The sequence below is a fragment of the Phyllobacterium sp. RCAM01083 genome, from assembly GCF_055685835.1.
In genome coordinates this window covers 2541669-2566821 of the sequence record NZ_JBVFZN010000005.1, presented here as the reverse complement: position 1 = coordinate 2566821, position 25153 = coordinate 2541669, and the positions used below count along the sequence as shown (strand labels likewise).

The 25153-nt window shown below is 59.1% G+C and carries 28 protein-coding genes, 1 tRNA gene and 1 pseudogene; 8 read left to right on the top strand and 22 right to left on the bottom strand.

Going from position 1 to position 25153, the window contains the following annotated elements; all coding sequences use genetic code 11:
- Window positions 1-41: 41 nt before the first annotated feature.
- From ACZ25R_RS19450 to ACZ25R_RS19440, 3 genes are read left to right on the top strand one after another with little or no spacing between them, the layout of a single operon-like run.
- The gene (locus ACZ25R_RS19450) at window positions 42-626 is read left to right on the top strand and encodes a hypothetical protein (RefSeq protein WP_472461930.1); all 585 of its coding nucleotides are present in this window, start codon (window positions 42-44) and stop codon (window positions 624-626) included.
- Window positions 626-1213 (top strand): hypothetical protein, encoded by a 588-nt coding sequence (locus ACZ25R_RS19445; protein ID WP_472461929.1) that lies wholly within the window; start codon window positions 626-628, stop codon window positions 1211-1213. The genes ACZ25R_RS19450 and ACZ25R_RS19445 overlap by 1 nt, the downstream gene beginning before the upstream one ends.
- Before the next feature lie 4 nt (window positions 1214-1217).
- The gene (locus tag ACZ25R_RS19440; RefSeq protein WP_472461928.1) at window positions 1218-1793 is read left to right on the top strand and encodes a hypothetical protein; all 576 of its coding nucleotides are present in this window, start codon (window positions 1218-1220) and stop codon (window positions 1791-1793) included.
- A gap of 5 nt (window positions 1794-1798) precedes the next feature.
- Here ACZ25R_RS19440 and ACZ25R_RS19435 read toward each other — a convergent pair whose 3' ends face one another.
- The gene (locus ACZ25R_RS19435; protein WP_472461927.1) at window positions 1799-3097 is read right to left on the bottom strand and encodes a hypothetical protein; all 1299 of its coding nucleotides are present in this window, start codon (window positions 3095-3097) and stop codon (window positions 1799-1801) included.
- 71 nt (window positions 3098-3168) lie between these two features.
- Entirely contained in the window at window positions 3169-4353 is a 1185-nt protein-coding gene (locus tag ACZ25R_RS19430; protein ID WP_472461926.1) for an MFS transporter, read from the bottom strand.
- Between the two features lie 222 nt (window positions 4354-4575).
- On the opposite strand from ACZ25R_RS19430, the gene ACZ25R_RS19425 reads away from it, so the two are divergent.
- Window positions 4576-5214 carry a glutathione S-transferase gene (locus tag ACZ25R_RS19425; protein ID WP_472461925.1) on the top strand — a complete coding sequence of 213 codons (639 nt, stop codon included), beginning with the start codon at window positions 4576-4578 and terminating at the stop codon, window positions 5212-5214.
- A 36-nt stretch (window positions 5215-5250) separates the two neighbouring features.
- Here the strand turns inward: ACZ25R_RS19425 and ACZ25R_RS19420 are convergent, their stop codons facing one another.
- Both ACZ25R_RS19420 and ACZ25R_RS19415 read right to left on the bottom strand, forming a co-directional pair.
- A complete protein-coding gene (locus ACZ25R_RS19420) occupies window positions 5251-6132 on the bottom strand; it encodes a DMT family transporter (protein WP_223612185.1) in 882 nt (293 codons plus the stop codon).
- 8 nt (window positions 6133-6140) lie between these two features.
- A complete protein-coding gene (locus tag ACZ25R_RS19415; RefSeq protein ID WP_472461924.1) occupies window positions 6141-6554 on the bottom strand; it encodes a VOC family protein in 414 nt (137 codons plus the stop codon).
- A 215-nt stretch (window positions 6555-6769) separates the two neighbouring features.
- Here ACZ25R_RS19415 and ACZ25R_RS19410 point away from each other — a divergent pair, with 215 nt between their 5' ends.
- Window positions 6770-6931 (top strand): Thivi_2564 family membrane protein, encoded by a 162-nt coding sequence (locus tag ACZ25R_RS19410; RefSeq protein WP_105737901.1) that lies wholly within the window; start codon window positions 6770-6772, stop codon window positions 6929-6931.
- A gap of 40 nt (window positions 6932-6971) precedes the next feature.
- Here the strand turns inward: ACZ25R_RS19410 and ACZ25R_RS19405 are convergent, their stop codons facing one another.
- A complete protein-coding gene (locus ACZ25R_RS19405) occupies window positions 6972-7865 on the bottom strand; it encodes a LysR substrate-binding domain-containing protein (protein WP_464662407.1) in 894 nt (297 codons plus the stop codon).
- Window positions 7866-8066: 201 nt separating this feature from the next.
- On the opposite strand from ACZ25R_RS19405, the gene ACZ25R_RS19400 reads away from it, so the two are divergent.
- Window positions 8067-8219 (top strand): hypothetical protein, encoded by a 153-nt coding sequence (locus ACZ25R_RS19400; protein WP_472461923.1) that lies wholly within the window; start codon window positions 8067-8069, stop codon window positions 8217-8219.
- 9 nt (window positions 8220-8228) lie between these two features.
- Here ACZ25R_RS19400 and ACZ25R_RS19395 read toward each other — a convergent pair whose 3' ends face one another.
- The 3 genes from ACZ25R_RS19395 to ACZ25R_RS19385 all read right to left on the bottom strand — a co-directional run bounded on the left by ACZ25R_RS19395 (window position 8229) and on the right by ACZ25R_RS19385 (window position 9251).
- Window positions 8229-8417: a hypothetical protein gene (locus ACZ25R_RS19395; protein WP_223612181.1), complete on the bottom strand. Its 189-nt coding sequence runs from the start codon at window positions 8415-8417 to the stop codon at window positions 8229-8231.
- Window positions 8418-8478: 61 nt separating this feature from the next.
- A complete protein-coding gene (locus ACZ25R_RS19390; RefSeq protein WP_472461922.1) occupies window positions 8479-8880 on the bottom strand; it encodes a (R)-mandelonitrile lyase in 402 nt (133 codons plus the stop codon).
- Complete coding sequence (locus tag ACZ25R_RS19385; protein WP_472461921.1) at window positions 8871-9251, bottom strand: ArsR/SmtB family transcription factor; 381 nt, start codon at window positions 9249-9251, stop codon at window positions 8871-8873. Before ACZ25R_RS19385 ends, ACZ25R_RS19390 begins: the two co-directional genes overlap by 10 nt.
- Window positions 9252-9373: 122 nt before the next feature.
- Here ACZ25R_RS19385 and ACZ25R_RS19380 point away from each other — a divergent pair, with 122 nt between their 5' ends.
- Window positions 9374-10549, top strand: coding sequence for an MFS transporter (locus ACZ25R_RS19380; RefSeq protein WP_472461920.1), 1176 nt, complete (start codon window positions 9374-9376; stop codon window positions 10547-10549).
- A gap of 60 nt (window positions 10550-10609) precedes the next feature.
- On the opposite strand, the gene ACZ25R_RS19375 is transcribed toward ACZ25R_RS19380, so the two are convergent.
- Window positions 10610-11068 carry a YidB family protein gene (locus tag ACZ25R_RS19375; protein ID WP_472461919.1) on the bottom strand — a complete coding sequence of 153 codons (459 nt, stop codon included), beginning with the start codon at window positions 11066-11068 and terminating at the stop codon, window positions 10610-10612.
- A 160-nt stretch (window positions 11069-11228) separates the two neighbouring features.
- Here ACZ25R_RS19375 and ACZ25R_RS19370 point away from each other — a divergent pair, with 160 nt between their 5' ends.
- Complete coding sequence (locus ACZ25R_RS19370; protein WP_464662416.1) at window positions 11229-11486, top strand: GlsB/YeaQ/YmgE family stress response membrane protein; 258 nt, start codon at window positions 11229-11231, stop codon at window positions 11484-11486.
- A gap of 156 nt (window positions 11487-11642) precedes the next feature.
- On the opposite strand, the gene ACZ25R_RS19365 is transcribed toward ACZ25R_RS19370, so the two are convergent.
- The 13 genes and pseudogenes from ACZ25R_RS19365 to amaB form a co-directional block, all read right to left on the bottom strand.
- Window positions 11643-12656 (bottom strand): DUF930 domain-containing protein, encoded by a 1014-nt coding sequence (locus tag ACZ25R_RS19365; protein ID WP_472461918.1) that lies wholly within the window; start codon window positions 12654-12656, stop codon window positions 11643-11645.
- A gap of 91 nt (window positions 12657-12747) precedes the next feature.
- Entirely contained in the window at window positions 12748-13251 is a 504-nt protein-coding gene (locus tag ACZ25R_RS19360) for an ankyrin repeat domain-containing protein (protein ID WP_472461917.1), read from the bottom strand.
- A 155-nt stretch (window positions 13252-13406) separates the two neighbouring features.
- Window positions 13407-14321, bottom strand: coding sequence for a hypothetical protein (locus ACZ25R_RS19355; RefSeq protein ID WP_472461916.1), 915 nt, complete (start codon window positions 14319-14321; stop codon window positions 13407-13409).
- A 219-nt stretch (window positions 14322-14540) separates the two neighbouring features.
- Window positions 14541-15569 carry a fatty acid desaturase gene (locus tag ACZ25R_RS19350; RefSeq protein WP_464662421.1) on the bottom strand — a complete coding sequence of 343 codons (1029 nt, stop codon included), beginning with the start codon at window positions 15567-15569 and terminating at the stop codon, window positions 14541-14543.
- A 187-nt stretch (window positions 15570-15756) separates the two neighbouring features.
- A complete protein-coding gene (locus ACZ25R_RS19345; RefSeq protein WP_472461915.1) occupies window positions 15757-17295 on the bottom strand; it encodes a putative bifunctional diguanylate cyclase/phosphodiesterase in 1539 nt (512 codons plus the stop codon).
- Entirely contained in the window at window positions 17296-17850 is a 555-nt protein-coding gene (locus tag ACZ25R_RS19340) for a heme NO-binding domain-containing protein (RefSeq protein WP_472461914.1), read from the bottom strand.
- A 328-nt stretch (window positions 17851-18178) separates the two neighbouring features.
- Window positions 18179-18255: transfer RNA gene (locus tag ACZ25R_RS19335), tRNA-Arg, on the bottom strand.
- A 151-nt stretch (window positions 18256-18406) separates the two neighbouring features.
- Window positions 18407-19240 carry a DUF429 domain-containing protein gene (locus tag ACZ25R_RS19330; RefSeq protein ID WP_472461913.1) on the bottom strand — a complete coding sequence of 278 codons (834 nt, stop codon included), beginning with the start codon at window positions 19238-19240 and terminating at the stop codon, window positions 18407-18409.
- A 96-nt stretch (window positions 19241-19336) separates the two neighbouring features.
- Window positions 19337-19813 (bottom strand): annotated as a pseudogene (locus ACZ25R_RS19325) (GIY-YIG nuclease family protein); the annotation flags it as partial.
- Between the two features lie 259 nt (window positions 19814-20072).
- Window positions 20073-20258, bottom strand: coding sequence for a hypothetical protein (locus tag ACZ25R_RS19320; RefSeq protein ID WP_105737844.1), 186 nt, complete (start codon window positions 20256-20258; stop codon window positions 20073-20075).
- 41 nt (window positions 20259-20299) lie between these two features.
- Window positions 20300-20482 carry a hypothetical protein gene (locus tag ACZ25R_RS19315; protein ID WP_223612134.1) on the bottom strand — a complete coding sequence of 61 codons (183 nt, stop codon included), beginning with the start codon at window positions 20480-20482 and terminating at the stop codon, window positions 20300-20302.
- A 384-nt stretch (window positions 20483-20866) separates the two neighbouring features.
- Window positions 20867-23254 (bottom strand): EAL domain-containing protein, encoded by a 2388-nt coding sequence (locus ACZ25R_RS19310; protein ID WP_472461912.1) that lies wholly within the window; start codon window positions 23252-23254, stop codon window positions 20867-20869.
- 324 nt (window positions 23255-23578) lie between these two features.
- The gene (amaB, locus tag ACZ25R_RS19305) at window positions 23579-25090 is read right to left on the bottom strand and encodes an L-piperidine-6-carboxylate dehydrogenase (RefSeq protein ID WP_472461911.1); all 1512 of its coding nucleotides are present in this window, start codon (window positions 25088-25090) and stop codon (window positions 23579-23581) included.
- Window positions 25091-25153: the final 63 nt, after the last annotated feature.

Genomic DNA, 25153 nt, shown 5'->3' with positions numbered 1-25153 from the left:
TTCAGCGCGTGCTATGGCGCTGATCGGAGGAAGATCGCCCGATGTGGTCCTATGTGCGCAATCTCCCCAGCAAGGCACGCGCCTGGATAACCGCAGGCCTCGGCACCTTTGCCGCGCTCGTTGTAGCGGTGACACTCGGGGTGTTCGAAGCGCAGCCGCAGGCCGCCATCAGCCAAATTCTTCCCGGGCAGTCACTTGATGCCGGCAAGTGGCGCATCAAGCCTTTGAAAGCCTGGGTGACGGATCAGAAAATCCATGGTCTGGTGCCGAAGGCGGATCAGAAGGCGCTGGTGCTTGAGGTCGAGCTGACGAACCGGACAACGCGGTCGGACAAAAGCTACTACAGCACAGTCCATCTGCCTCCCGGGATTGGGGCAAAGGCGGAAAAACCGATGATCTATCTTGTGCGGGATGACGCGCTGATGCCGTCGCTCCAGCCCGGTCTGCCGGAAAAAATGGCCTATGTCTGGTTGATGCCGGCAACGGCGATACCCAAGGACACGGTTGAGCTGAGCTTTGACGCCGATATATTCAAGCGGAGCGATAATCTCTATGGCGCGCCCGGCTGGTGGGGCAAGCGCGTGGCGGCCAAGGCCAGTCTGGCCGTTGCTGGAGGACACGGCTGATGCGCCCGCTCGGCAATATTCTGGTGGTCTGTCTTGCCGTCATTGTGCTGTATGCCATGCAGCAGACAAAGCCGCATTACGAGGATTTGACCGGTCCCATCCCCACCTATGGCAAGATGCATGAAACGGTTCATACCCGGCTAGTCGACCTCAGGCTGGACCAGGTGGATTTTGCCCGCGAACTGGCGTTCACGCAGTACGGGCAGCGCAAGACACTGACGACGTCGGGCCTTTGGGCTGTGGCGACGGCGGAATTGGCGGCAACGACTGCATCGGCAACGGTTGCTGCAGCGACATGGGTGGGCCCGACGGGCCTGCATTACGAAAAGACCGATCGGGTCGGCACCCTGAGCAGCCAGATGCCGCCGCTGCTTGATCCGGGCATGCCGAAGAAAGTTCGTTTTGTTTTCGAGATCCTGCCGGATCAGGTGAATGGGGCAACGTTCACGCTTTCCAGCCGGATGGCGCCACGGCTTGATTCCGAGGCACGCATCGCCATCGATGATTTCAGTAAGTTCAACGACGGCCAACCGCTGATAGTAGACAGCTATGATCTTGCAAAACCTGTGCCTGTTTCTGGGAACTGATCGCATGACCCTTGCGCTTGACGAGACGCCGGATCTTTCGGAACGCCGCTGGCGCCGGCGCAGCCTGTGGGCGCTGGTGCTGCTCATTCCTCTTGCGCTGTTCGTCGTGTCGTACAGCGATGTCAAGGAAATGGGAAAAAGCAACAATGTCGTGCCGATTGACGTCGCGGCTGGCCAGAGTGCCCGCTACGGTGGCAGCGACTGGCAGTTTATCGAGCTGCGCACGGTCACCGATGGCATGAAACCGGGGGCATTGCCGAAAAACGCCGTTCCGGTCATTGCGCGTTTCATCGTCGAAATCGGCGATCCGGACCTGAAAAACCTCTGGCTGATGTGTTCGATCAGGCTTGTGGACGCAACCGGGCGATCCTGGTCGCCGGCATCGGTACCCGGCCTGCCGCGTCCCGCCGAGGGTATAGAAACCTGCACCTCCACCATCTTTGCCGGGGTCAGCCAGGGCATGCGGCGGGTGGTCGAGGAGACCTATCTTGTCCCCGCCAATGTCGTTGGGGAGCTGAGACCGACCATCGGCATGCGCAGCTGGCGTCCCTATTATCTGCGCTTTGCCCGTCCGCAATAGCAGGGCTAGCTGCCGGCAGCGACCGGTTCCGCCTCTGCCGGCTGCGGATTGCGCCGCATCGAGAATGCCGTTTCCATAACTGCCGCAAGAAAGCAGATGCGCAGCGGTTCGACCAGTATCCCGGTGGAGGAGTCCTGCAGCGGGCTGCCGAACAGGAAGCTGACGCCATTGGAAAGGGCTTGCCAGACGTCCAGCGCATGCGGGCCGATCAGCCGTGCGGTGCCCAGCCACATCCAGGCGGCGGCCCACTCGATGAAACGATATCCGAGGATCAGCGTGAGGATGAGCAGCAGTCCGGCGTTGAGGGTCAGCTTGACGCCGTTGGCGATGGGCAGGTAGCGCGAGCGGTAGCCGCCAATGAAATGTTCCACGAAGTCGCGCAGGAATTTCGGGATCGATTTGTAACGCTCGCCGAACTGTTCGGCGCGGCGGTGCAGATGCAGAATTTCTTTTTCGTCGCGCACATCGTAGCCATAGACCAGGGCCACCATCACAAGCCAGATCACCGGCAACAGCGCATGGAAGAACAGTCCGATCGCGACGGTGCCGAACGCTTCGGGAACCTGCTCGACGGGTATGAGCGCTGCGGCATGGGCCGATGCAACCGGCTCCGGCAGACCGGCAAGCAGGGATTTGGCGTAGGTCCAAAGATTGCCCTCGCTCAGGGCTTTCATCCAGCTGTCCTTCCAGCGGCTGATGATGTAGAGGCCGATGAAGACCCAGTTGGTCTCGCACACCACCATGATGATCTGCCAGATGGAACGGCCGGTCTTTTCCTTCATGGTTTTTGCCAGCTTGCGGATGACCCAGGAGATGGCAACGGACAGAAGCAGCCATTTCGAATCCAGTACATCAAGCACATTGCCGCCGCTTTCGCCGAAAGGCATCTGGTCGAGCGCAGCGCGCGAATACTGCCGCACCGTATTGCCCAGAAAGCCCCAGGCGGCGTAGTAGGCAAAGAACGGGATGAGCGCGACAGAGACCATGGCGGCCAGTCTCGAAAATCCGCGGCGCGTGTCATCGTCCGGGCCCGCTGCCGCGACGTTCTCTTGTGCCGCGTTCAATGCCGGCAGGCCGGGCCGGACAATCTGGATCATGGAAACAGTTGTCACAAGTTGTGCAAGGGCAACCAGCGTCAGCACGGCCAGTCCCGCATAGTGATTGATGTAGGCGGCGTCGACAGCCAGTTGCATCAGCTCATGCGATGCAATGACCCCGAGCAGCAGGACGGCAAAAAGCTGTGGCCAGAACCTCAGCCACAGCCGGAATGTCAGCTTCAGGGGCAGCATAACGTCGGCCAGCATGATCAATTCCCTGCGAATCTCATGCGGACTGTATCAAAATCGCGGGGCGTGTCACCCCGCGGGGAAAGGCTCTAGCACGTAGCCAGAACCTGCGTTGCCGCGCGCCGGTCGAGTGCCTGGCTCCAGAGTGTCAGCCCAAGGGCGCCGACCACGAGAATGGCGCCGACCCATGGTGTCGCGCCAAGACCGAGGGGTGAGGCCACGATGATGCCGCCGAGGAAGGCACCTCCGGCAATGCCGAGGTTGAACGCGGCGATGTTGAGTGCTGAGGCAACGTCGACCGTCTCCGGCGTGTGGATCTTCGCCAGCTGCACCACATAAAGCTGCAGGCCGGGGACATTGGAGAAGGACAATGCACCGAGGGCGGCCAGCGTGACCAATGACCAGACCGGCGAGACAGCGGTGAAGGTGAAGATGGCCAGCACAAGCGCCTGCAGCGCAAACATCACGACCAGCGCGCCAACCGGGTTGCCGTCGGCCACACGTCCGCCAACCATGTTGCCCACGGCAATCGACAGGCCGTACAGCACGAGGATGAGACTGACGGTCGAGCCTGCATAGCCGGTGATGTCCTGCAGCACCGGAGCAAGGAATGTGAACATCACGAAGGTCCCGCCATAGCCGAGCGCGGTCATGGCGAAGGCGAGCAGCAGGCGTCCGCTGCCCAGCACGCGAACCTGGTCGATCAGGCGTGCAGGAGCGGCCTTGGCGATGGTTGCAGGCAGAAGCATGGCAATGGCGATGAAGGCGATGACACCAAGGCCGGCAACCGCCCAGAATGTTGCACGCCAGCCCAGCTGCTGGCCGATAAAAGTACCAAGCGGAACGCCGGTGACGATGGCGACGGTCAAGCCGAGGAACATCATGGCGATGGCCGATGCGCGCTTGTTGGGCGCAACCAGATCGGCGGCAATGGTGGCACCAACCGAGAAGAACACGCCATGCGCAAAGGCGCTCAGCACGCGGGCGACGAGCAGCAGTTCATAGGTTGGCGAAAGCGCCGCAGCGGTATTGCCGACGATGAAAAGCGCCATCAGCCCGAGCAGGAGCGGCTTGCGCTCGATCTTGCCGGTAAGGGCGGTCAGAACCGGTGCGCCGAAGGTGACACCCAGCGCATAGACGCTGACGATGAGGCCGGCGAGCGGCAAGGTGATGCCGAGATCGCCGGCAACGGTGGGCAGGAGGCCAACGATCACGAATTCTGTCGTGCCGATGGCATAGGCGCTGATTGTCAACGCCAGAAGTGCGAGAGGCATTGTCTTGTCCTTTGAATGGCAGGCGGGATGTCGATCCGGCCCGCGAATGGAATGACGACGGATGGCAATCCGGTTGTGCTGAATATGGTCGAAGCGCATTCCATTGATAATCGTGTGATATCGCGGGATAATCGTGAATTGAATTCATGGATCAGGGCAATGCACGCGCAAGGCTTGTTATCGGCACCGGTTTCATGAAAACTTGTGGCAACCGAGGCCCCCATGACACATGCTCTGCCCGTTCTGTATTCTTTTCGCCGCTGTCCCTATGCCATGCGGGCCCGGCTCGCCATTCAGGCCGCGCACCAGGCCTGCGAGCTCCGGGAAATCGTATTGCGAGACAAAGCGCCGGAGTTTCTCGGTGTTTCGCCATCGGGAACGGTGCCGATGCTGCTGCTGCCCGACGGGACGGTGATTGATGAAAGCCTCGACATCATGCGCTGGGCCTTGAGCCGGCATGACCCGGAACACTGGCTTGAGGTGGATGATGGCGGCTGGATTGCGCGCAATGACGGCCCGTTCAAGCGCAGCCTTGACCGATACAAATACCCAACCCGCTTTGATAAAACCGATCGGCTGGCAGAACGCGAAAAAGCATTGGCGATACTGGATGAATACGAGGAACGGCTGGCCTGGTCGCGCTGCCTCTTCCGGGCGACGCCGTCGCTTGCCGACATGGCGATCCTGCCGTTTGTCCGGCAGTTTGCCAGCGTGGATGCGGACTGGTGGAGCGGGCTTGCCCGACCGCACGTGAAGCGGTGGCTGGATGAGTTCGTGTCATCCGGCCGGTTCGACGCGGTGATGCTGAAATATCCGAAATGGCAGGCCGGTGATGCCCCGACGCTTTTCGGCGTGGCTTGAGCATCGATTGCGACGGCTTCGAGCGGATGAAACGTTTCAATCCGCTTGAATGGCCTTTGCCGGCACGCTCTTGTTTTTCAGGTTCAGAAGGTTGCCCGAAAGGATGAGGGCTGCGCCGAGCGCCGTGTAGATATCGATCCGTTCCGCATAGATGAGCCAACCCAGCACGGCCATGAGCGGCACGCGCAGAAAATCCATCGGTATCACCACGGTGGCATCCGCGTAGAGCAGGGCCTTCGCCATGCAGAAATGCGAGAACGTGCCGGTGAAGGCGATGATCACCACCCAGGGCCAGGCATGCAGGGTCGGCCACTGCCAGACATGCAGCGCCGGCAGCAATCCGATGGCTGACTGGATCACCAGCATCCAGAAGATGATTTTCACCACGCTTTCCGTGCGGGTCAGGGATTTGACCATGGTGAAGGAAATGCCGAACGTGAAGGCCGCGCCGAGCACGATCAACTGTCCCATTTCGATCGTTCCGATGCCGGGGCGCACAATGATGACGACACCGATGATGCCGAGAAGGATCGTCAGCGTGCGCCAGAGATTGAACCGCTCGCCGAGAAAGGCGACGGCCATGACGGCCGTCCAGGCCGGAGTGGTGAATTCAATGGCGATCACCTGCGCCAGCGGGATCATGGACAGCGCCTGCAGCCAGGCGAACTGGCCGGCATAATGGGCGGTATTGCGTCCGACATGCTGCCAGATGCGGCCGGTCCGCATGGCGCGCACGCCGCCGGAAGACCGGATCAGCGGATAGAGCATGGCCAGCCCGATCAGCGACCGCATTTCCATGATCTGGAAGACGTTGAGTTCCTTCGAGGCTTCCCGGCCGGAGATCGCCATCATGAGAATGGCGGCCAGCGACCCCGACATCCAGAACGCCGCCTTCAGGTTTGATGGTTTGAATTCCATGGCGGCCGCTATTTCGCGTAGACGCTGGCGAAATCCGCAAAGCCCTTCACTTCGATCGGGTTGCCCGAGGGATCACGGAAAAACATGGTCCATTGCTCGCCCGGTTCGCCCTTGAATCGCACCACGGGAGGCATGACGAAGTCGACCTTTGCGCGCTTAAGCCGGTCGGCAAGGGCATTCCAGTCTTCCAGCGGAAGAATGACGCCGAGATGCGGCATGGGCACCATGTGATCGCCCACCTTGCCGGTGTTGGTCGTTTCGAACGGCTTGCCGACGTGCAGCGAGATCTGATGACCGAAGAAATCGAAATCCACCCAGCTTTCGGTGCTTCGCCCTTCGGCACAGCCGAGGATATCGCCATAGAAGCCGCGCGCCTTGTCGAGATCATGGACGTGGTAGGCAAGATGAAACAGCGAGCGCATGGGAAGAATCCTGAGAAACGGGGATGATGGCGAAGCTATCAGCAACTGAACCGGCAATGCAATGCACGGTGGTTCGAAATTGCGCGCAGCATCCGGTGCCGGCAACACGTTCGGATATTGCAGCGTATGGACTGCTGTTTGCATGGAACAAAAATAGCCAGCAAAGAGTTTTGCCACGCTACGATTGTTCTGATCCCGAAAACAGGAAGTTTGCGATGTCCCTTCTTATCAGTCTTCTGATCACCGTTCTGGTGATCTTTCTTGTGCTCTATCTCGTCCAGATGCTGCCGCTCGATGGCCGCGCCAAGCAGATCGTCCAGGTGATCGTTGTGGTGATCGGGATTATCTCGCTGCTGCGCTATCTCGCAGTTTTCTAGGGATCGCTGCGGCGGGGCTCAAGGCTCTGCCGCATCCTCGCTATTTCTTTACCTCACCGAGCTGCCCCAGCATCCAGTCGCGGAACGCGCGGATTTTCGGGACATTCCGCCGGGCTTCCGGATAAACCAGCCAGTAGGCGTGCTCTGACGATCCCACAATATCGAAGGGTTGGATAAGCTGTCCTTGTTGCAGCTCGGGCTGGAAGAAGAACGGTGTCAGTATTCCCACGCCCTGTCCGGCCAGCACCGCCCGCCCTTCCAGATGCTGATCGCCCAGCCGGTTGCGCAGGTCGCCGCGCAGGGCCGGCTTTTCGATACCCACCAGGCTGAACCAGATGTTCCACCAGGGGTCGCCGGGGTCGAGAATGGGCAGTTTGAGCAGGTCGGTTGGTGTCTTGACACCGCCGACCGAGGCGGCGAGTGCCGGTGACAGCATGGGCGTGAAATAGGCCTGGAAAAGCTTGTGACAGACAAGGCCGGGCCACTCCTTTGTACCGCTGCGAATGCCGACATCCGCCTCCTGACGCACGAAATCCGTCATTTCGCGGCCGGATTTCAACCGGACGGCCAGTGCCGGGTTCTCCATCTGGAACGAACCCAGCCGCGGAACCAGCCACGTGGCGGCAAAGGTCGGAATCGTCGCGATGGTCAAGATGCCGTCGGCGCTTTCGCGTGTCGTTGCAAAGGCGGCACGCAGGATTTCGAATGCCTCGGTCGTTGCCGGGGCCAGCCGCGCCCCGATTTCCGTCAGGACAACCTGACGCGGCAGCCGCAGAAACAGCGGCGATCCCACCCGCTCTTCCAGCAGTTTGATCTGGTAGCTGACGGCGGCTTGCGTCATGCCGAGCTCCTCCGCCGCCTTGGTGAAATTGCCATGGCGGGCAGCGGCCTCGAAAACACGGATAGCGGCAAGGGGCGGAAGATTCATCGGCATGATCCATAAGCTGTCCTTATGGAAGATACTCGCCGTTTTGTTGGAAAACAAGCGCGAACAGGCGCATTGAATGCATACCCAAGACACGAACGTCGCATACAAACCGGAGCTGAGGTCATGAACCCCTCACCATCGCACTGCACATCCATTGACAACCCCGGATCCCGCTGGGGTTGGTTCGCAACCCTCAGGCGGGCGCTGGTGAGGCCCACCGTGCCGATCATCGTCAATGCCGGGGATTTTTCCGATCACATGCTGCGCGACATCGGCATGAGGGACGGCCGTCCCGGGCGGGGGGACCTTTTCACAGCGCACCCCGACCTGAAGAAGGATATTTTCAAAGGGTCCGTCTAAGCGTGCCGTTCAGGAATCAAAGTCGACTTCCAGCTGCTTCTCGAGGGCGACAAGGTCCGCGGGAAGCGGCATGCCCATGGCTTTCAGTTCGTTGAGATGCTCACGCAGAGTCTCGTGAATTTCATGGGCGTCAGCCGGCCGTTGCACCATCTCTTCAAGCAGGAGTGCGATCTGTGCCTTGATGTCTTCGAACGCCATGATTTTTCCTTTCAACGCAACCGCAAAGCCGGGTTTTTACACCTGCACACATGCTAGCAGATTATTGTGCGCCGGAATATTGCGTATCGGAAACCTTTTCCATCCACTCGACGGCATTGCCGTCCAACGCCTCCTGCATGGCGATGTGCGACATGGAATTTGCCGGACCCGCACCATGCCAGTGTTTTTCGCCGGGCGGAATCCAGACGACATCACCAGTCCTGATCTCGCGGATTTGTTCGCCCCAGACCTGCGCGAGCCCCGCACCGGAAACCACATAAAGGGTCTGTCCAAGCGGATGGGTGTGCCATGCGGTTCGGGCGCCCGGCTCGAAATGCACGATGACGGCGATCAGCCGCGCCGGGGAAGGGGTCTGGATGATCGGGTCCTGCCAGACTGTGCCGGTGAACCATTCTTCCGGCGCGCGGCGCGTCGGTATGGAGCCGCTCGATTTTATGTCCATTCGGTTTCTCCCGGGGTTTCGGCCGGACCGGCCGGAGGCTGGCTTTCAGGCAATGGCATCATGCTTGCCGAGGCGATGACGGAGTCGAGAAAGCCGGGGAAGCGATTGTCGAGATCGGCACGGCGCAAGGTCAGAAACCGTTTCGTTCCATCGGGCCGCACATTGATCACGCCTGCCTCCCGCAGCTTGGCGACATGATAGCTCAGGGCTGTTTTGGAACCAAGCTGGGTAAATTGCCCGCACGTCATGGCGCGTTCGCCATTGCGCGCCAGAATGGCAATGATGTTCAAACGCGTCTCGTCGCCAAGCGCTGTGAAGATGGCGGGAAGTGAAATCTCTTCAGCATCCGGATGAAACAGGGGATGGGTCATGCCCTCCTACGTAGCAAGTACGCGGGAAAAGTTCAATGTTCAATAATCATTGAACTTTGTTCTTGACTTCACATGCCGGTGAGCTCAATAGTTCAAGGATCATTGAACAAAGGATATCTCCCATGGACATTCGCCTTGTCGGTCTGGCGTTGGGTACATTCGCCATTGGCATTGAGGGTTTTGTCGTCGCCAGCCTTCTGCCGCAGATTGCCGGGGATACCGGCGTGACGCTGGTTCAGGCCGGCTATCTCGTGGTCATGTTCGCGCTTGCCTATGCACTGGGCGCGCCGGTTCTTGCGGCTCTTACCGGGTCTGCAGACCGCCGTCTCATCCTGGCAGGCAGTGCCACCACCTTCGTCATCGGGGCAATTCTGGCGGCATTTGCTCCGTCCTATGCGTTTCTCACGGCCGCCCGGCTGCTGATCGGCATGTCGGCGGGCCTATACGCGGCCACGGCGCAGGCAACGGCCGTCGCCATCTCTGAAGCGCATCACCGGGCGCGGGCGATTTCAGTCATCGTCGGCGGGACCACGCTGGCGGTGGCCTTCGGTGCGCCGCTTGGCGCGCTGATCGCATCGTTTGCCGGCTGGCGCGGCACCTACATCTTCATTGCCCTGATCGGGGCGGCCGCGACCACCTTCGTCTGGTTTCTCCTGCCGCGCGGATTGCGCGCCGACCGCTTGACCCTGCGGCAGCGGCTCGGCGTGATCCGCCACCCCGGGCTCTTGCCTGCGCTTGTCACCATGCTGCTCTACATGGCCGGCGGCTTCATCGTTTTCACCTATATCGCCGCCATCGCGGTGCAGGGCACCGGCCTTTCCCGCGCGATGGTGCCGCTGGTGCTGCTGGCCTTTGGTCTTGGTGCTGCCCTTGGCAATGTTGTCGGCGGACAATTGTCGGATCGCTTCGGCCCGACGCGCACGGTGATCGCCGCCTCCTTCCTCAATGCCGCATCGCTGATGGCGATCAGCTGGATCATGCAATGGCCGCATGAAATCGCCGGTCCTGCGCTGATGACGATCATGGTTCTCTGGGGAATTGCCGCCTGGATGTTCCCGCCCGCGCAGGCCAGCCGGGTTCTGGCGATCGCACCGGAAAGTGCGCCGCTCGCGCTGTCGCTCAATGGCTCGGCGCTCTATCTCGGCATTGCTTCGGGGTCGTTCATCGGCGGGCTGATCATCGCCAATCTGGGCCTTGAACATCTGGGCTGGATCGGCGGCGCCTTCCCGCTGCTCGGGCTCGTCGTGATGCGGCTCGCCAGCGTCAACGCGCGCAAGACCGAACTTTCCGTCGCCTGATCCCCCGCGACGAACAAAGGCTGGCCGAAACGAAACCCGTTCCGGCCAGTCTGGTGTTTATCAAGACGATTTCAGGAGTGAAGCAATCTGCTGCGTGCTGGGCACCTGGCCGTTCGGCGTGAGCTGGTCGACCACGCCCGGCAAGATCTTCGACAGCTGCGCGAGAAGCTCTTGTTCACTCATCCCGGTTTGCTGGGCAATCTCGCTGATGGTTTTCTGGCCGAGCGCGCTGCCCAGATCACCGGGTGCGATGGGCTTGTTTTCACCCGGTTGAAGCCAAGAATTTGCCGTCTCGCCATGACCCGCATTGGTCAGGCTGTTCAGGAGACCGCCGAGTCCGCCGAGAAGCCCGCCGCCGACTGCTGTATTGCCGTTGTCGGCCGTCTGCGGATTGTCGGGAGCCTGCGCGGGCTGGCTCGAGCCGCCGCTCAGCATTTTACCGACCAGAAGTGCTCCAAGCGCAATGATCAGCGGCTTCGATATATTTCCGCCTGGTACCGCATTATCGAAAATTCCCATCTCGATCTCCCTTCAATGTTGCTCGGTTTCAGCTCAAATCCGTCGTTCTCCCCCGCAAAGATATTTGTTCATTCCGGGAGAAAGCACAACCATCTTGCTTTTATGCAATCTATGCGAAAACATGACGACATTAAGCCAATGGATAGGAAGGAATGTTCGCATGTCTGTTATCGGTTGGATTGTACTTGGACTTGTTGCTGGATTTATTGGCAGCAAGATCGTCAACAAGAGCGGTCAGGGCTTAATCTTTGACATCGTTCTGGGCATTGTCGGCGCTGTTGCCGGCGGTTACATTTTCAGCTTGCTCGGTGCCACCGGCGTCACCGGCTTCAACATCTACAGTCTGATCGTCGCTGTTATCGGTTCCGTCGTCGTGCTCTGGCTCTATCACGCGATCACCGGCAACAGATCTGCTTGACCTGAAACCGCCTGCTTTTTGGGATGAACAGCGTGGCATCCGTGCCGCGCTGTGACTGTTAGTGTAAGGCAAGGAAAACGAAACACTCACATGAGGCAGCGCCCATTCCGGCCTCAGGAGGACGCGATGATCAAGGCCGGGTCTGGCGCCCGGTTATCAGCGCCTATCATCCAACTTGCGTGCTTGCCACTCATTTCTTGGAACGATCCCGCCAATCCTGAAGGTGAATGAGACCACCCGCGTTGCGCCGGCATCGACCGAACATTTGAAGTCCAGATTGTACCAGTTTGATCCGAGGCGGAACGCGGCACCAGCACCGTTGAATGACGTCTTGGACGTGATCCCTCCCGCGGGGCCATTGGGAAGGATCGCATCCCGCGATGCAGTGCTGGGTTTTGAACTCAGCATCGCCAATGCCTCCGATGTGCAGAGGCTTGCAAGGCGCTCTTCAGGCGAAAGCCGTGCGACGATCTGCGCTGTCCGCGGGTCAAGCCCCGAGTTCGGCAGGAATTTCTGGCTCATATTTGAGAATGGATTGGAGCTGGGTGCGGTTTTGGAACCGTTCGGTTTGGATGCCTGATCTGATTTCTTCGGGGTAGGCTCTGATTTCTGTTGCGGAGTGGGCATATTGTTGACCGCGTTGGTCGGAGCCGGCGACTGTTGCGTTGCCTGCCCCGCCGTTTCGCTGGGCATGGGCGCCGACTGCACATCAGGTCTCGGGGTTTCTGGCGCAGCCGGTTTGCTCTCCAGCGGCAGCGCGGCTGGAGCAGCGTCCATTTTCGCTTGTGCTGCGGGTGAGTCTTGCGGGGTTGATGCTGCGTCTTGAGTTGTGCCGTCGGCGGGTGGTGCCGCTTCGGAATCGGCAGCATCTCTTTCTGATCGCGGGAGAAGCTTGAGAAGACGTTGCGAAGAGGCGGCCGCTGCGGCGGGGGCCGGGGCGGGCTGCGGTTTTGGCGCCTCTGCCTTCTCTTCCGTCTTTTCCGGTTCCGGCTTTGGCTGCGGTTCGGGTTCTGGCGGCGGAACGACCTTCACCTCCACGCTTTCCGGCTCCGGCGGTGTGGTTTTCCATTGCGGAAGCTGGAGGAACAGCAATGCCGCCACCAAAAGATGCAGGGCGAGGGACGTCAGGACGCCCCCTCCAACTTCGTCCCGCAGCTTTTTGGCGAACACTAGCATTGCTTAAACGATTATCGACCGCATGCCTGAAACCTAGGAGCTTGACCGGCCCGCAACAAGGGGGAAGGACGCAGGCCGGTTCCTTCTATTTCAACAGTGCGGCAATGGCCGGCTTGTCGGCGGCCAGTTCCAGTGCTGTCTTGCCACCTGCAGTCCTGGCAGATTTATCCGCTCCGTGTTTGAGCAGGGCCTGAACCACGGCGGGATCATCGCTGTAACTTGCCGCCATGTGCAGCGGCGTCATCTTGTCGTAGTCACCGACGAAGTTGACCTTCGCGCCCTTGGAAATCAGCAGATCGATGACGCTTGCCGGGCCATAATAGGCTGCAGTGTGCAGGGGTGCCCAGCCCTCCTGGGTCTTCAGGTTCACATCGGCGCCGCAGGCCAGCATCTTGGCGACAAGATCGGCTTTCTTGTCGCGGATCGCGATGCTGAAATGCGTATCGCCGCCCATATCCCGCCCGTTCGGATCGAGTTTTTTGCACTGCGCGGCCGTGGGCGCCGCGCTGGCGCCGGAGACCGGAACAACCGCACTGACCGCCGTCAGAACCAGCCCGAACAGGGCCACATTTGAAACCAATCTCCGCACGCTGTCGTCCTCACCAATTTGGATTGCGTCCGTCATCCGCGACGGATCGATCCCGGCTTTCTACAGGGCTTTTAACCGGATGGGCAAGGGCGGCGGCAACGGCGCAAAAACATCCCGCAGCGTGCGCTGCGGGATGTGCTGGCATTCAAGCGGGTCTACCGATTGCGCCGGATTCCGGCCGCACCGCCGACCGCTGCGGCGAGGGCGCCGATCAGCATGGCGATGAAGGCTGCAAAACTGCCGCTTGCGGCAATCCTTGCCGACTTGTCGGCGGCCTGCTTGGCCTGAGCCTTCAGTTCTTCAACCTTGGCCGTGGCTTTGGCCTTGACGTCGTCGATCTTGGCAATAGCCGCATCGTATCGCTTGTTGGCTTCATCGGGCGAAATGCCCAGCTGCGCTGCAATGATGGCCGTCACGCGCTGTTTGGTTTCCTGCGATGTCTCTTCACCCAGGGCATGACTGGTCAACGCCGATACGACTTCCTTGCGGGCCTGTTCCGGCGTCAGGGATGTGGTCCCTGAGGGATCGCGGTTGAGCACGCCGTCTACCAGACGGTCAACCTCCGCGCCGGCCTGTTCCTTGGTGATGCCGCTGGCTTGAACAGCCGGCGGGATCATGTCCTTGGCGGTCGAGGCCGCGCCGGACACGGCCTGACCTGCCGTCGATCCGACCGAGGACGCAACGCTGCCGAGGACGCCGAAGGCCCCGCCAACGGCGGTGCCAAGCAGATATAGTCCGATAGCCAGTCCCGCAGCCCAGACAACCAGACCGTGCAGCACGCCGCTCCAGCGCACGTACTGGCCGGAAAAATAGGCAGCGACGTAACCGCCGATAGCCAGGGCAATAATCATCGCAACGGCGCTCCAGATACCGCCGCCGATACCCAGGCCCTGCGCGGAGGCGCCGTCGCCGGTGGTGCTGACCGTGCTGAGGCCAATGCCCAGACCGAGGGCTACGAACAGCACCTGGATGGCGATGGTGAGAAGCGTGCCGCCAAAAATACCGCCCCATGCGAGGCGCTGCCGGTCAACCGCGATTGTATCCACTGTGTCCCGATCATACGAAACCATGGTGTGTCTCCATTCATCCTGTTCTTCAGATAAAGTCCCTGCGGGGGTGCAAGCGCCCAGCGAGGTCAGGATGGAAACACACCCGGATACCGTTGGTTCCAGATCGGTAGGCGGATATATTTTGCACGGGCGCGGGAACAAAAGCCGCGTTCGTGTATGCCTGCGCGGTGTGCGCAGGCTGCAAGGCAGGTGTACAGATGGTCTGGAAAGCGGTTCGCGTCAGGCCAGGCTGCGCGCCTCGCGAAACGTGATGAGCCTCTTGCGGCCTTCATCCCACAGGACCAGTTTTACGCAGCGCAGGCTCTGCAGAATGGTGATGCGCCCGACATTGCTCAGCTCCGGATAGTCCCGCAGAACTTCCGGCAGCCGGTAATAGGGCACGCGGCTGGAAAGATGGTGGACATGGTGGATGCCGATATTGCCGGTCAGCCAGCGCAGGGGAAGCGGCAGGACGTAATGCGAGGAGCCGTGCAGGGCGGCTTCCTGGAACTGCCAGTCAGCGCCTTGCGACCAATGGGTTTCCTCGAACTGGTGCTGGACGTAGAACAGCCAGATGCCCGCAGCCCCGGCGAGAACCACGATGGGCAGATGCACCATCAGGAAGGGAATGACACCCACCAGCCAGATCAGAACGGCCGCCAGCAGCGCAATGGCAAAATTCGTCGCCATGGTGGAGATCCAGGGCTGGGCGCCGGAGCGCATCATGCCGAACGGCAATCTCTGTTTGAAAATGAAAAGCCAGGCCGGCCCGATGCCGAACATGATCACCGGATGCCGGTACAGGCGGTAGCCCAGGCGGCCCCAGCGGGACAAGGCCCGGTATTCGGCAACGGTCAGGGTCGTGATATCGCCGACACCGCGCTCATCCAGGTTGCCGGCTGAAGCATGGTGCAGTGCATGGGCACGGCGCCAGTAATCATAGGGGGTCAAGGTAAGAACGCCGATCGCCCGGCCGGTCCAGTCGTCGGAATGCCGGTGGGCGAAGAAGGAACCATGGCCGCAATCATGCTGGATCATGAACAGGCGAAGCAGGAAGCCGGCTGCCGGAATGATGAACAGCAACCCCCACCAGAAACCGTAGTGAACGGCAGCCCAGCAGACCGCCCACAGGATTGCGAAGGGAATGACCGTCACCGCGAGCTCGAAAATGCTGCGGCCGCGGTGCGGTTTGCGATAATTCAAAAGGATTTTCGGCCAGGCTCGGCCGCCTAATCCAGCTTCGGAAATGGGAGAGGTGTTTTTCATCATCTATCATAGGCTTGCGACATGGGGCGACACAAGAGAGCTTCCCGTTCTTTTGTCGTAATAGGCAGATTTATGTGCAAATCCGCCTGCTATCACGGAAATCGAGGCAGAGCCGATTGGGTACGACGTGACAGTCCCCGTTGGCTTCATGGTGGCCCTCCGTCCTGCATCGACAGATGACGTTTCAGGCTCAGGAGGCTGAAATATTTTGGGCCAATGGCGTCGGATTTGCACGGGCCTCAAGATATCGGGTGATTTCATTCAGCGGCATCGGCCGTCCAAACAGATATCCCTGCTGTACGAAACAGCCGCAACTGGTCAGCCTGAGCGCCTGGCTTTCCGTCTCGACGCCTTCGGCGATGACGCGAAGTTCCAGCGCCTGTGCGAGCTGAACAATTGCCTTGACCACGGCTTCGGCCTGCTGGTCAGCACTGATGTCCCTGGCAAAGGAGCGATCGATCTTGATGACGTCCAATGGCAAGCGCCTGATGTATGAAAGGCTCGAATAGCCCGTTCCAAAATCGTCAAGGGCAATTCGGATGCCGAGCGCGCGAAAGCGGGAAAGGCATTCCTGGGCCTGCTCGAAATCGATGAGCAGCAGGCTTTCCGTGATTTCCAGTTGAAGGGCGGAGGGAGGGAAATGGTGATGGGCCAACGTTGCGGCGATATGTTCGACAACCGAGGGGGAACGCAGGTGACGCGGCGACAGATTGATCGACACGTAATCGAGATGACCGTCGCGGATGAACGGGTGCATCTCCCGGCAGCAGCGGTCGATCATCGCCCGGCCAAGCTCGACGATCAGCGAACTTTCTTCGGCCAGCGGAATAAACAGGCCGGGAAGAATGAGCCCCCGCTCGGCATGCTGCCACCGCGCCAGCGCCTCCACCCCGACGATTTCGTTGCCCTTGGTGGAGATGATTGGCTGGTACCAGGGCTCGATCTCTCCCGCCGCCACCGCGGTGCGCAGTTCTGCTTCCAGGCCCTGGCGGCTCTGAAGCTCGCCCGCCATGGTGTCGTCGAACTCCGTCCATGTCGAGCGTCCAGCCGACTTCGAATGGTACAGGGCGAAATCGGCAAAGCGCTGCAGTGTCGGTGAATCCACGGCATTGCGGGGGAAGCTTGCAAAGCCGACTGAGCAGCTGACAATCAGCTGCAGGCGGCCGCAATCGATCGGTCTGCTCATAACCTCCATGACGTCTGCCGCGATCTGGCGGGCGCGTCCGCTGTGAGCCGGTGTCACGCAGATGACGCCAAACTCGTCGCCGCCCAGCCGTCCGGGCACCTCTCGCTCCCGGCAGATTGCGCGCAACCGAGCAGCAACTTCCAGCAGCACCGCATCGCCGACGGCATGGCCGTAATTGTCATTGATCTCCTTGAACCGATCGAGATCGACAAACAGAAGCTGTACCATCCCGCTTTGAACACGAGCCTCTCGGATAGCCGTTTCCAGATCGCGCGTGAAACTGACCCGGTTTGCGAGCGTGGTCAGAGGGTCGCGCTCGGCAAGGAACAGGGCCTGCTGGCGAGAAACCTCCAATTCGTGCGTGCGATCGAGGACGCGCATTTCAAGGTCGTTCGCCAGCACCGTCAGGTGGTTGTTGGCGTTATACAATTCCAGCGACTTCGCCTCGAGCAGCCATTCCGCCTCTTCGCGGGCCCGGCGTTCCCGTATGAGGCGCCGTTCGAGACGCGCAACGCGATCACCGGGCGTGTCGGTTTCCAGCATTTACGCTATCGCATCCGTCTTCTGGATTGAGAACCGGACGAATTTCTCGCCATCGTGTTCGTGCGCGCTTCGCTCTATAAGCACGGTCTCGCCATAGAGCTGAGCGGCGCCAAGAATGAGGCCCGAGGCAAGCGCCGCGAAGGGACGATTGCTGCGATAATCGAGGTGCATTGCCCCCGTCCCAAGGCGTTCGGCCCGGAATTCCGGCAGCTCGGCATCGGGGTAGAGTTTTCGTACCTCCACATGGATATGGCTGTCGATGCTTTCGAGGAAATCAAACAGGGTGGCTGCGGTCTTGAAGAAATCAGGGAATGAAGCCTTGAAACGCCCGATCAAATGTTGACCGAACAAATCCAACAATTCGTTTGGCGGCGTGTTGCTTTGCGCAGCCAAGTTGGTGACAAGCGATTGCATCTCCTTGTGGTCGTAAGTACCCACCGCAGTATAGGCGCCGCCACTCGGCAGGTCGGAAGCTTCGATGAGATCATCCACGGCATCCGCCCCGTAGATATGCTCTACGAAACCCAGCAATTCGGTGAATACCATGCCCTTCATGTTGTCCCCCCTACCAGAACATCGAACCATGTCGATTTCCAATGATAAACTGCAGGAGAAAATGCATAATTAATAATCAAATTAAGAATGAAAGAAAGTTTTCCACACAGTACTTTATGTGGGAACGCGTGGGATAAATATAGATGCTTTACTTAATTGGTTCTGCTTCAATGTGATGTGATCATGCGGCGACATCCGCGTGCGGGGAATTCTCATCCGCCATTGCGAAAACGGGACTGGAATGCTCCGCACGGTTGTTCAATCCGTTGCGATCTCGATTGGAAGCCGATGGTTCTGATAAGTCAGGGCTGCTGCTCCTCGCCAGATATGGCGCACCCGACAGGATTCGAACCTGTGACCTCTGCCTTCGGAGGGCAGCGCTCTATCCAGCTGAGCTACGGGTGCATGAGGCTGCGATAGCTCGCATGCGCGAAGCGGTTCTAACCGATGCGGCCCTTGGCTTCAATGGCGAATTTTGGATTTGCCGTGGTTATCTGGTGGCAGAGGTCACAGGTTCGAATCCTGTCGGGTGCGCCTGGTCTGTGCCGGATATGGCCTAAGCGAGGATCTGACCGTCAATGGGAACGCCTGTGTCGCGCGCTTTCGCTAGAATACGATTGTGCACGCCGTCAACGCAGGGGGCAATCATATACCCGCTCTCAAGATCGCCAATCATCATGGATTGCTCCCGTGGTGCAATGAGCCAATGGAGCCCGATCAATGCACAGATCATTGCGTCGAGTTTATCCTGATCCGCTTTCCTCGGCGCCGAAATTGATCTCGACGCGTCACACCATTCATCTATGAGCTCAATTGTTGCAAGTGTGCCGAAATGCCGGATCGTTTCAATTACATCATGCCAATGAGTAAGTTGAAATGTCTTGCGCCGTTCCGGATTATAGCGGGGACCTTTTAGTCGGTCACAGAACGCGTTGTTCAATCCAGCAAGAGCCAAAGCTGGGAACACTTCCATGATGTATAGGCCTTCTAATGCGGCTCGGGCCGCTTCAGGGTCCTCGATAGCACCGAGTGCCTCTTTGAATTTCCAGATGGGAGCGGCGTCATCGAACATGCCAATCTTCGACCGGTTAGCTGGCTGCACGCCCCCTCCTAGCCAAGAGATGAGCGCACCGGCAATGCGATCGACAGGACGCAGACTGGTAAAATTAGGCACGATCGTTGGCTGATCTATAGCCACAAGACACAACTGACTTAGCTCATGTTCTTTTTTGATGATGTCAAGCGCCTGAGCAAATGAAGCGAGGCATGGTTCAACGAAACTAAGCTTTCCATCCTCGCTAGAACGAATTATGCACACCGCGCCGGGTGCCTTTGGCTTATCTGTCCAGGCCGAGTCAAAACCAACAATCGAGAAACGGTCCTTACTCATTCTATCCGACCCTAAGATGCTTCATATGCACGCCGAAAGCAGCGACAGAGATCAAATAATTGAGGTGGCAGAATTGCAAAGGCGAATTGACCGTCCTCATCGATCATGTGCCGAGGCGAGGGCCAGTTTTGCGATCTTAGGGTCGTAAACGTATCCTGTGATCGTGCCATCCTTGATCCGTTCCACGGCGTCATCGACCACGAAACGAGGCACAAGGAACCATTCGCGCGGCACGACTGGATTGCCGAAACGGTCCTTGATCTCGATGTCAAGTTGGGCCGGAGCGAAGATGCGGTGGATCAGGTTTTCGAGCTTTACGCGATTGATATTGTAGAGCGTGTAGGTGGCGACCACTTCGACTTCGGCCATGAGGAAGGTTGGGTCGAGCCTAGCGTTGGCAAGACGACGGGTAATGTCGCCGCCGGTCACGCCGATTTTGTGCAGCACGTCACGATTGGCGGCGACGAGCGGATGATTGGATTTGCTGCGAAGGACGTAAATGATCCCGCTCGCAATATCCTCATCATCGCTTTCGCCGGCAAACAGCGGACCAGCGCTGGGCTCGGTGATCCGCACAAAACCATCGGGCATGAGCCCGGTTCCGCCGGGGATGCAGGGCGCCCCGTCATCCCTGTCCGAGATGAATGATACGTTGATACGGGATATTCAGGACCGGAACCTTGCGATAAACCGGCAGACCCGCAACCGGTAGTGATCCCCGCCGAGGCAGGTCAAGAATGCAGATGATCAAGCGTCAAAACAAAATGATGCCAGTCAACGGCGTCCGCTGGCCAGCATCATTTTAAGGGTCGTTCAAATCAAGCCGCTGTTGTTACATCTTCTTTGCATGATGACGATGATGGCGATGATGCTTCTTCATGTGGCGATGATGCTTCTTCATATGATGATGCTTCTTCATCGGTGCTGCCGATGCCGTGGTGCTGCTGGTGGCAAGCACAGGCGCAGAGAATGCAAGGGCAAGTGCAAGACCGAGTGCTGTGTAGAGTGACTTTTTCATAATGCCGTTTCCTCTCAGTTGGGGCTGTTGTGATGCAACCGTCAATTATTGGCGGGTTGCACACCGAGTACTTTCAGTGCTTTTGCAAAGGTCCGTATGCCCTGTGCCTGCCGATTGCTTGCACAAAAGCGGATAGCCTTTTTCTGCAGTGATTTTGCCTTGGCCGCCCGGGGAGCCTCGGCATGCTCGATGATTGCTTGATGAACCTCTGCCTGGAATTTCACGCAAAGCTCTTTGCGTGATGGTGGCCGCTCTGCAGCAAATACACTGTCAGCGCTTGTGGAGAGCATCATTCCGGCTAGCAGTATTGTTGGTAAAGTCGAAATATTTCTCACGGCCACCTACGGAAAGAAGAAATGTATTCTTCTGTGATTCGAGAATACAAAATCATTTTACTTGCTCTTTATGGAGCGGGAACATTGCGACAATATTTCCGGTTTGTAGCGTTTTGTTTCCGTGATGTTTCTAAAATGAGGCGGCAATATTCCGGCGCGTAAAACAGTCCCGTGCCTGAACAGCGTGTCGCGGGAAAGGGTTGGGGGCAGAGGTGCCGTGGGCCAATCGATGTGAACGCGGCTCCCCTGTGCGGCGCCGCGTCCAGAACGATGTCAGAGTGCGACGAGTTTCTTGTCCACCGGTTGCGTCCCGTCGCTGACGAGATGCCGGAAACCCTCCATGGGGCCCGGCATGCCCAGATAGAATCCTTGCCCGGCGCTGCATGATTCGCCCATCAGGAACTCCAGTTCGTCCGGGGTTTCAATGCCTTCGGCAAGAACCGGCATGCCCAGACCCCGGCCAAGGCCGAGCACAGCCTTGACGATGGCGGCGGCCTGTTCGTTCTTGTCGACCGATTTGATGAAGGAGCGGTCAATCTTGATCATGTCAAACGGGAAGGCGCGGACGTTCGACAGCGAGGAATAGCCCGTACCGAAATCGTCCATCGCGATACGCACGCCGAGTGTCTTCAACTGGCGCAACGTGGTCAGGGCGCGGTTGGTATCCTTTATAAGTGCGGTTTCGGTGATCTCGAGCTCAAGCCGGTGTGCCGGCAGGCCCGTGTGCAGCAAGGCGCTGTGCACGCGCTGGGTGAAATCGTGGCTGTAAAGCTGCACGGCCGAGACATTGACGGCAACAGACAGGGGCTTGTCCCAGCTGGCCGCTTCGCGGCAGGCTTCCCGCAACGCCCATTCGCCAAGCTGCAAAATGATGCCGCTCTCTTCGGCGATGGGGATAAACACCGTAGGCGAAATATCGCCCTGGCGCGGATTGTGCCAGCGCATCAGGGCTTCGAAGCCGGTGATCGCGCCTGTGTCCATCCGGATCTGCGGCTGATAGACCAGCCGCAGCTCGTTGCGCTGCAGGGCATTGCGCAGGTCGTGCTCTATCAGGCGCCGCTCCCTGGCCTGGGCCCCCATTTTTGCTTCAAAGAAACGATAGGTGTTACGGCCTTCCGCCTTGGCCTGGTAAAGGGCCGTGTCGGCCTGGTTCAGCAAGGTTTCGCGATCGGTCGCGTCGACAGGAAAGATGGCAATGCCGATGCTGGTTGAAATCAGGAAACCGATCGGGGAGTTCGAATTCTCCGACTGCAGTGCTTCGAGGATTCTGTCAGCCAGACGGCAGGCCGCCGTCGGTGTGACGAGCCCGGGGACGAGAACGGCGAATTCATCGCCGCCAAGGCGCGCCAGCATGTCGTCCTTGCCGAGCAGCCGCGTGATCGCCCCCGAAACCCGCTGCAGTATATCGTCGCCGGCCGCATGGCCGAACAGGTCGTTGACCTCCTTGAACCGGTCAAGGTCCAGGCAGAACAACGCGAGATAGGTTTCTTCGCCGCTTGCCGCAGTTGCAATCAACTGGTCGAGACGGGCATTGAAATTGCGGCGGTTGGGCAGTCCGGTGAGCGCGTCATGGTGCGCGAGATAGCTGATGTGCGCCTCCGCTTCCTTGCGCGAACGCAGGTCGCGGACTGCAAGAGCGCGATGCCATTTGCCATTGAAGTCGATCGTGTGGGCGATGAGTTCCACAGGGACGAGTTGACCATCGCCGCCCACAAGATCGGCCTCGATCAGTTCATTCTGATCACTCAGTAATTTGGAGCGCAGGCGCGTATCGGGCAGGAAGGTTGCCAGCGAGGTGCCTTCAAGGGAGGCGCTCTCCATGGTTGCCAATGTCAGGAAACTTTCATTGGCGGTTACAATGATGTCTCCGTCGCAGATGACCAATCCTTCCACTGCTGCGTTGACCAGCTTGTGCATGCGCTGCAGTTCGAGCTTGTTTCTACGGTTATGAACGTCGACCGTGAACGCAATCGAACTGGCGACGAGAATAAGGGTGCTCACCAGCGCCACGGTTATGGCAATAAGGCTGGCGGGTAATGCATTTGCCGGAACGGAGATGGACGAATCCGGAATGATCGCAACCGCACCCATGGCAATGAAATGGTGGCTGCAAATCGCCAGGGTCAGCATGCCGGCTGCCGCATGACGGGTTTTGTCCTCCGCTTTGGCCAGCGCCAGGCGGACGGCGAAAGCGCCAAGGACAATGCCTGTACCGATGGACACCGCGACAAGAGTGGGGTCCCAGGTAATCCTGCCTTCAACCTCAAAGGCGGCCATGCCGGTAAAATGCATGGCGGCGATACCGGCGCCGATAATGGCGCCGCCGGCAAGATCCGCATTCTGCCATCTGGCAGTAATTGCGGTATGCGCACCAAGGCCTGTGACGAGCACGGCTATGACGAGGGATAGTATGGTGAGAAGGCCGTCATAGCCGTTGGGCAGGCCGGGTGAAAACGCCATCATCGCAATGAAATGCGTGGCCCAGATGCCGAAGCCGCAGGAAACCGCGGAAACGCTCAGCCAAACGGCCTGATGTGCCGAGTTGCGGGCGTGGCGAAGAAGATCAACAGCTGTCAGGCAAGAAAAGATACAGATGGCGGCGGCAAGAAAGACAAGCCTGATATCGTGCTGATTGACGATACAATTGTATACTGTCAACATACGTTTGTTCCCTGCTTTGAATTCTTTTCTTGGATAACTCTATTGTTTGTCATCTTAAGTCTAACTTAAGAGGAGAGTTATTTGCCGTTTTGAGCAGGTTTGAAATGGTCAGAGTGATATTTAAGTAAACAAATATAAAATGAGCGTAAGAAGTATTTACGCAAATGAATGGATGGGATTATCCAAAGTATAAAATTTTAATAAAACATGCAGCCTGCTGGCGATGACTCCATTCGAATAGACGCTGCTTGAGTCTTGTCTCGACAATAAGAAGCCCCCGGACTGAAGGGCCGGGGGCTGTATTATTGCAGTCAGGGATATCGATCAGTCGATGTCGAAGGAAACACCCTGGGCCAAAGGCAATGCCTTGGAGTAATTGACGGTGTTTGTGGCGCGGCGCATATAGGCCTTCCAGGCATCCGAGCCGGATTCGCGGCCGCCGCCCGTTTCCTTTTCGCCGCCGAAAGCGCCGCCGATTTCAGCGCCTGAGGTGCCGATGTTGACGTTGGCAATACCGCAGTCCGATCCATCCGCGCTGAGGAAGCGTTCGGCTTCCTGCAGGTCGAGGGTGAAGATGGACGACGACAGGCCCGCGCCAACCGCGTTGTGATCGGCAATCGCCTTGTCGAAATCGCTGTATTTCATCACGTAGAGGATTGGAGCAAAGGTCTCCTCCGTCACCGGACCGGCCTGCTTCGGCATTTCGATAAGGGCAGGACGGACATAGTAGGCATTCGGATGCGATGTATCCACGCGGGCGCCGCCGGTAACCTTGCCGCCGTGGGCGACGGCTTCCTGCACTGCCTTCTGCATATTGTCGAAAGCGGCTTTGTCGATCAACGGGCCGACGAGGGCCGATGTCTCGATCGGGCTGCCGACGGAAACGCTCTCATAGGCCTTCTTCAGGCGTGGAACGAGCGTGTCGTAGACGCTTTCATGCACGAAGAGGCGGCGCAGGGTGGTGCAGCGCTGACCGGCCGTTCCCATGGCGCCGAAGGCGATGGCGCGCAGCGCCATGTCGAGATCAGCTGACGGGCAGACGATGCCGGCATTGTTGCCGCCGAGTTCAAGGATCGAACGGGCAAAACGCTTGGCCAGACGCGGGCCGACTTCGCGGCCCATGCGGGTCGAGCCGGTTGCCGAGACGAGCGCAACCTTGGGATGATCGACCAGGGCTTCGCCGATGGTCCGGTCACCCATCAATGTCTTGGTCAGGCCGGCCGGCACGTCACCGAAGCGCGCGACCGCGCGGTCGAAGATGGCCTGGCAGGCGAGGGCGGTGAGCGGTGTCTTTTCCGATGGCTTCCAGACAACGGCGTTGCCGCAGACGAGGGCAAGCGCCGTATTCCACGACCAGACGGCAACCGGGAAGTTGAAGGCGGAAATGACGCCGACAACGCCGAGGGGATGCCAGGTTTCCATCATGCGATGCCCCGGACGTTCCGTTGCAATGGTCAGGCCGTAGAGCTGGCGGGAAAGGCCGACCGCGAAATCGCAGATGTCGATCATTTCCTGCACTTCGCCGAGCCCTTCGGATGGAATTTTTCCCGCTTCAATCGAGACGAGGCGTCCGAGTTCCGTCTTCAGTGCCCGCAGCTCTTCGCCAAAGAGGCGAACAAGTTCACCGCGCTTGGGTGCCGGAACAAGGCGCCATTCGCGGAAGGCCGCATCGGCTTGTTCAATGGCCTTGGCTGTATCGGCCGCCGAATGAACGGCAATATCGGCAATCTTCTCGCCGGTGACCGGGCTGTAGGAAGCCATTGTTCCACCGGTATAGGCGGCTTCGGCCACGCCAAGCTTTGCGAGGAGTGTTTTTACATCTTGAGCAATCGTCATTTTGCCTTCCCTTTACATATCTTTTGTCTGACCGTGCGGTGAGCGCCGGACTTTTGCCGGAGA

Bases quoted from the DNA above. Each gene is read 5' to 3' on its own strand.
- ACZ25R_RS19450 (WP_472461930.1), top strand. From the start codon at position 42: ATGTGGTCCTATGTGCGCAATCTCCCCAGCAAGGCACGCGCCTGGATA.
- ACZ25R_RS19445 (WP_472461929.1), top strand. From the start codon at position 626: ATGCGCCCGCTCGGCAATATTCTGGTGGTCTGTCTTGCCGTCATTGTG.
- ACZ25R_RS19440 (WP_472461928.1), top strand. From the start codon at position 1,218: ATGACCCTTGCGCTTGACGAGACGCCGGATCTTTCGGAACGCCGCTGG.
- ACZ25R_RS19435 (WP_472461927.1), bottom strand. From the start codon at position 3,097: ATGCTGGCCGACGTTATGCTGCCCCTGAAGCTGACATTCCGGCTGTGG.
- ACZ25R_RS19430 (WP_472461926.1), bottom strand. From the start codon at position 4,353: ATGCCTCTCGCACTTCTGGCGTTGACAATCAGCGCCTATGCCATCGGC.
- ACZ25R_RS19425 (WP_472461925.1), top strand. From the start codon at position 4,576: ATGACACATGCTCTGCCCGTTCTGTATTCTTTTCGCCGCTGTCCCTAT.
- ACZ25R_RS19420 (WP_223612185.1), bottom strand. From the start codon at position 6,132: ATGGAATTCAAACCATCAAACCTGAAGGCGGCGTTCTGGATGTCGGGG.
- ACZ25R_RS19415 (WP_472461924.1), bottom strand. From the start codon at position 6,554: ATGCGCTCGCTGTTTCATCTTGCCTACCACGTCCATGATCTCGACAAG.
- ACZ25R_RS19410 (WP_105737901.1), top strand. From the start codon at position 6,770: ATGTCCCTTCTTATCAGTCTTCTGATCACCGTTCTGGTGATCTTTCTT.
- ACZ25R_RS19405 (WP_464662407.1), bottom strand. From the start codon at position 7,865: ATGCCGATGAATCTTCCGCCCCTTGCCGCTATCCGTGTTTTCGAGGCC.
- ACZ25R_RS19395 (WP_223612181.1), bottom strand. From the start codon at position 8,417: ATGGCGTTCGAAGACATCAAGGCACAGATCGCACTCCTGCTTGAAGAG.
- ACZ25R_RS19390 (WP_472461922.1), bottom strand. From the start codon at position 8,880: ATGGACATAAAATCGAGCGGCTCCATACCGACGCGCCGCGCGCCGGAA.
- ACZ25R_RS19385 (WP_472461921.1), bottom strand. From the start codon at position 9,251: ATGACCCATCCCCTGTTTCATCCGGATGCTGAAGAGATTTCACTTCCC.
- ACZ25R_RS19380 (WP_472461920.1), top strand. From the start codon at position 9,374: ATGGACATTCGCCTTGTCGGTCTGGCGTTGGGTACATTCGCCATTGGC.
- ACZ25R_RS19375 (WP_472461919.1), bottom strand. From the start codon at position 11,068: ATGGGAATTTTCGATAATGCGGTACCAGGCGGAAATATATCGAAGCCG.
- ACZ25R_RS19370 (WP_464662416.1), top strand. From the start codon at position 11,229: ATGTCTGTTATCGGTTGGATTGTACTTGGACTTGTTGCTGGATTTATT.
- ACZ25R_RS19355 (WP_472461916.1), bottom strand. From the start codon at position 14,321: ATGGTTTCGTATGATCGGGACACAGTGGATACAATCGCGGTTGACCGG.
- ACZ25R_RS19350 (WP_464662421.1), bottom strand. From the start codon at position 15,569: ATGATGAAAAACACCTCTCCCATTTCCGAAGCTGGATTAGGCGGCCGA.
- ACZ25R_RS19345 (WP_472461915.1), bottom strand. From the start codon at position 17,295: ATGCTGGAAACCGACACGCCCGGTGATCGCGTTGCGCGTCTCGAACGG.
- ACZ25R_RS19340 (WP_472461914.1), bottom strand. From the start codon at position 17,850: ATGAAGGGCATGGTATTCACCGAATTGCTGGGTTTCGTAGAGCATATC.
- ACZ25R_RS19330 (WP_472461913.1), bottom strand. From the start codon at position 19,240: ATGAGTAAGGACCGTTTCTCGATTGTTGGTTTTGACTCGGCCTGGACA.
- ACZ25R_RS19320 (WP_105737844.1), bottom strand. From the start codon at position 20,258: ATGAAAAAGTCACTCTACACAGCACTCGGTCTTGCACTTGCCCTTGCA.
- ACZ25R_RS19310 (WP_472461912.1), bottom strand. From the start codon at position 23,254: ATGTTGACAGTATACAATTGTATCGTCAATCAGCACGATATCAGGCTT.
- amaB (WP_472461911.1), bottom strand. From the start codon at position 25,090: ATGACGATTGCTCAAGATGTAAAAACACTCCTCGCAAAGCTTGGCGTG.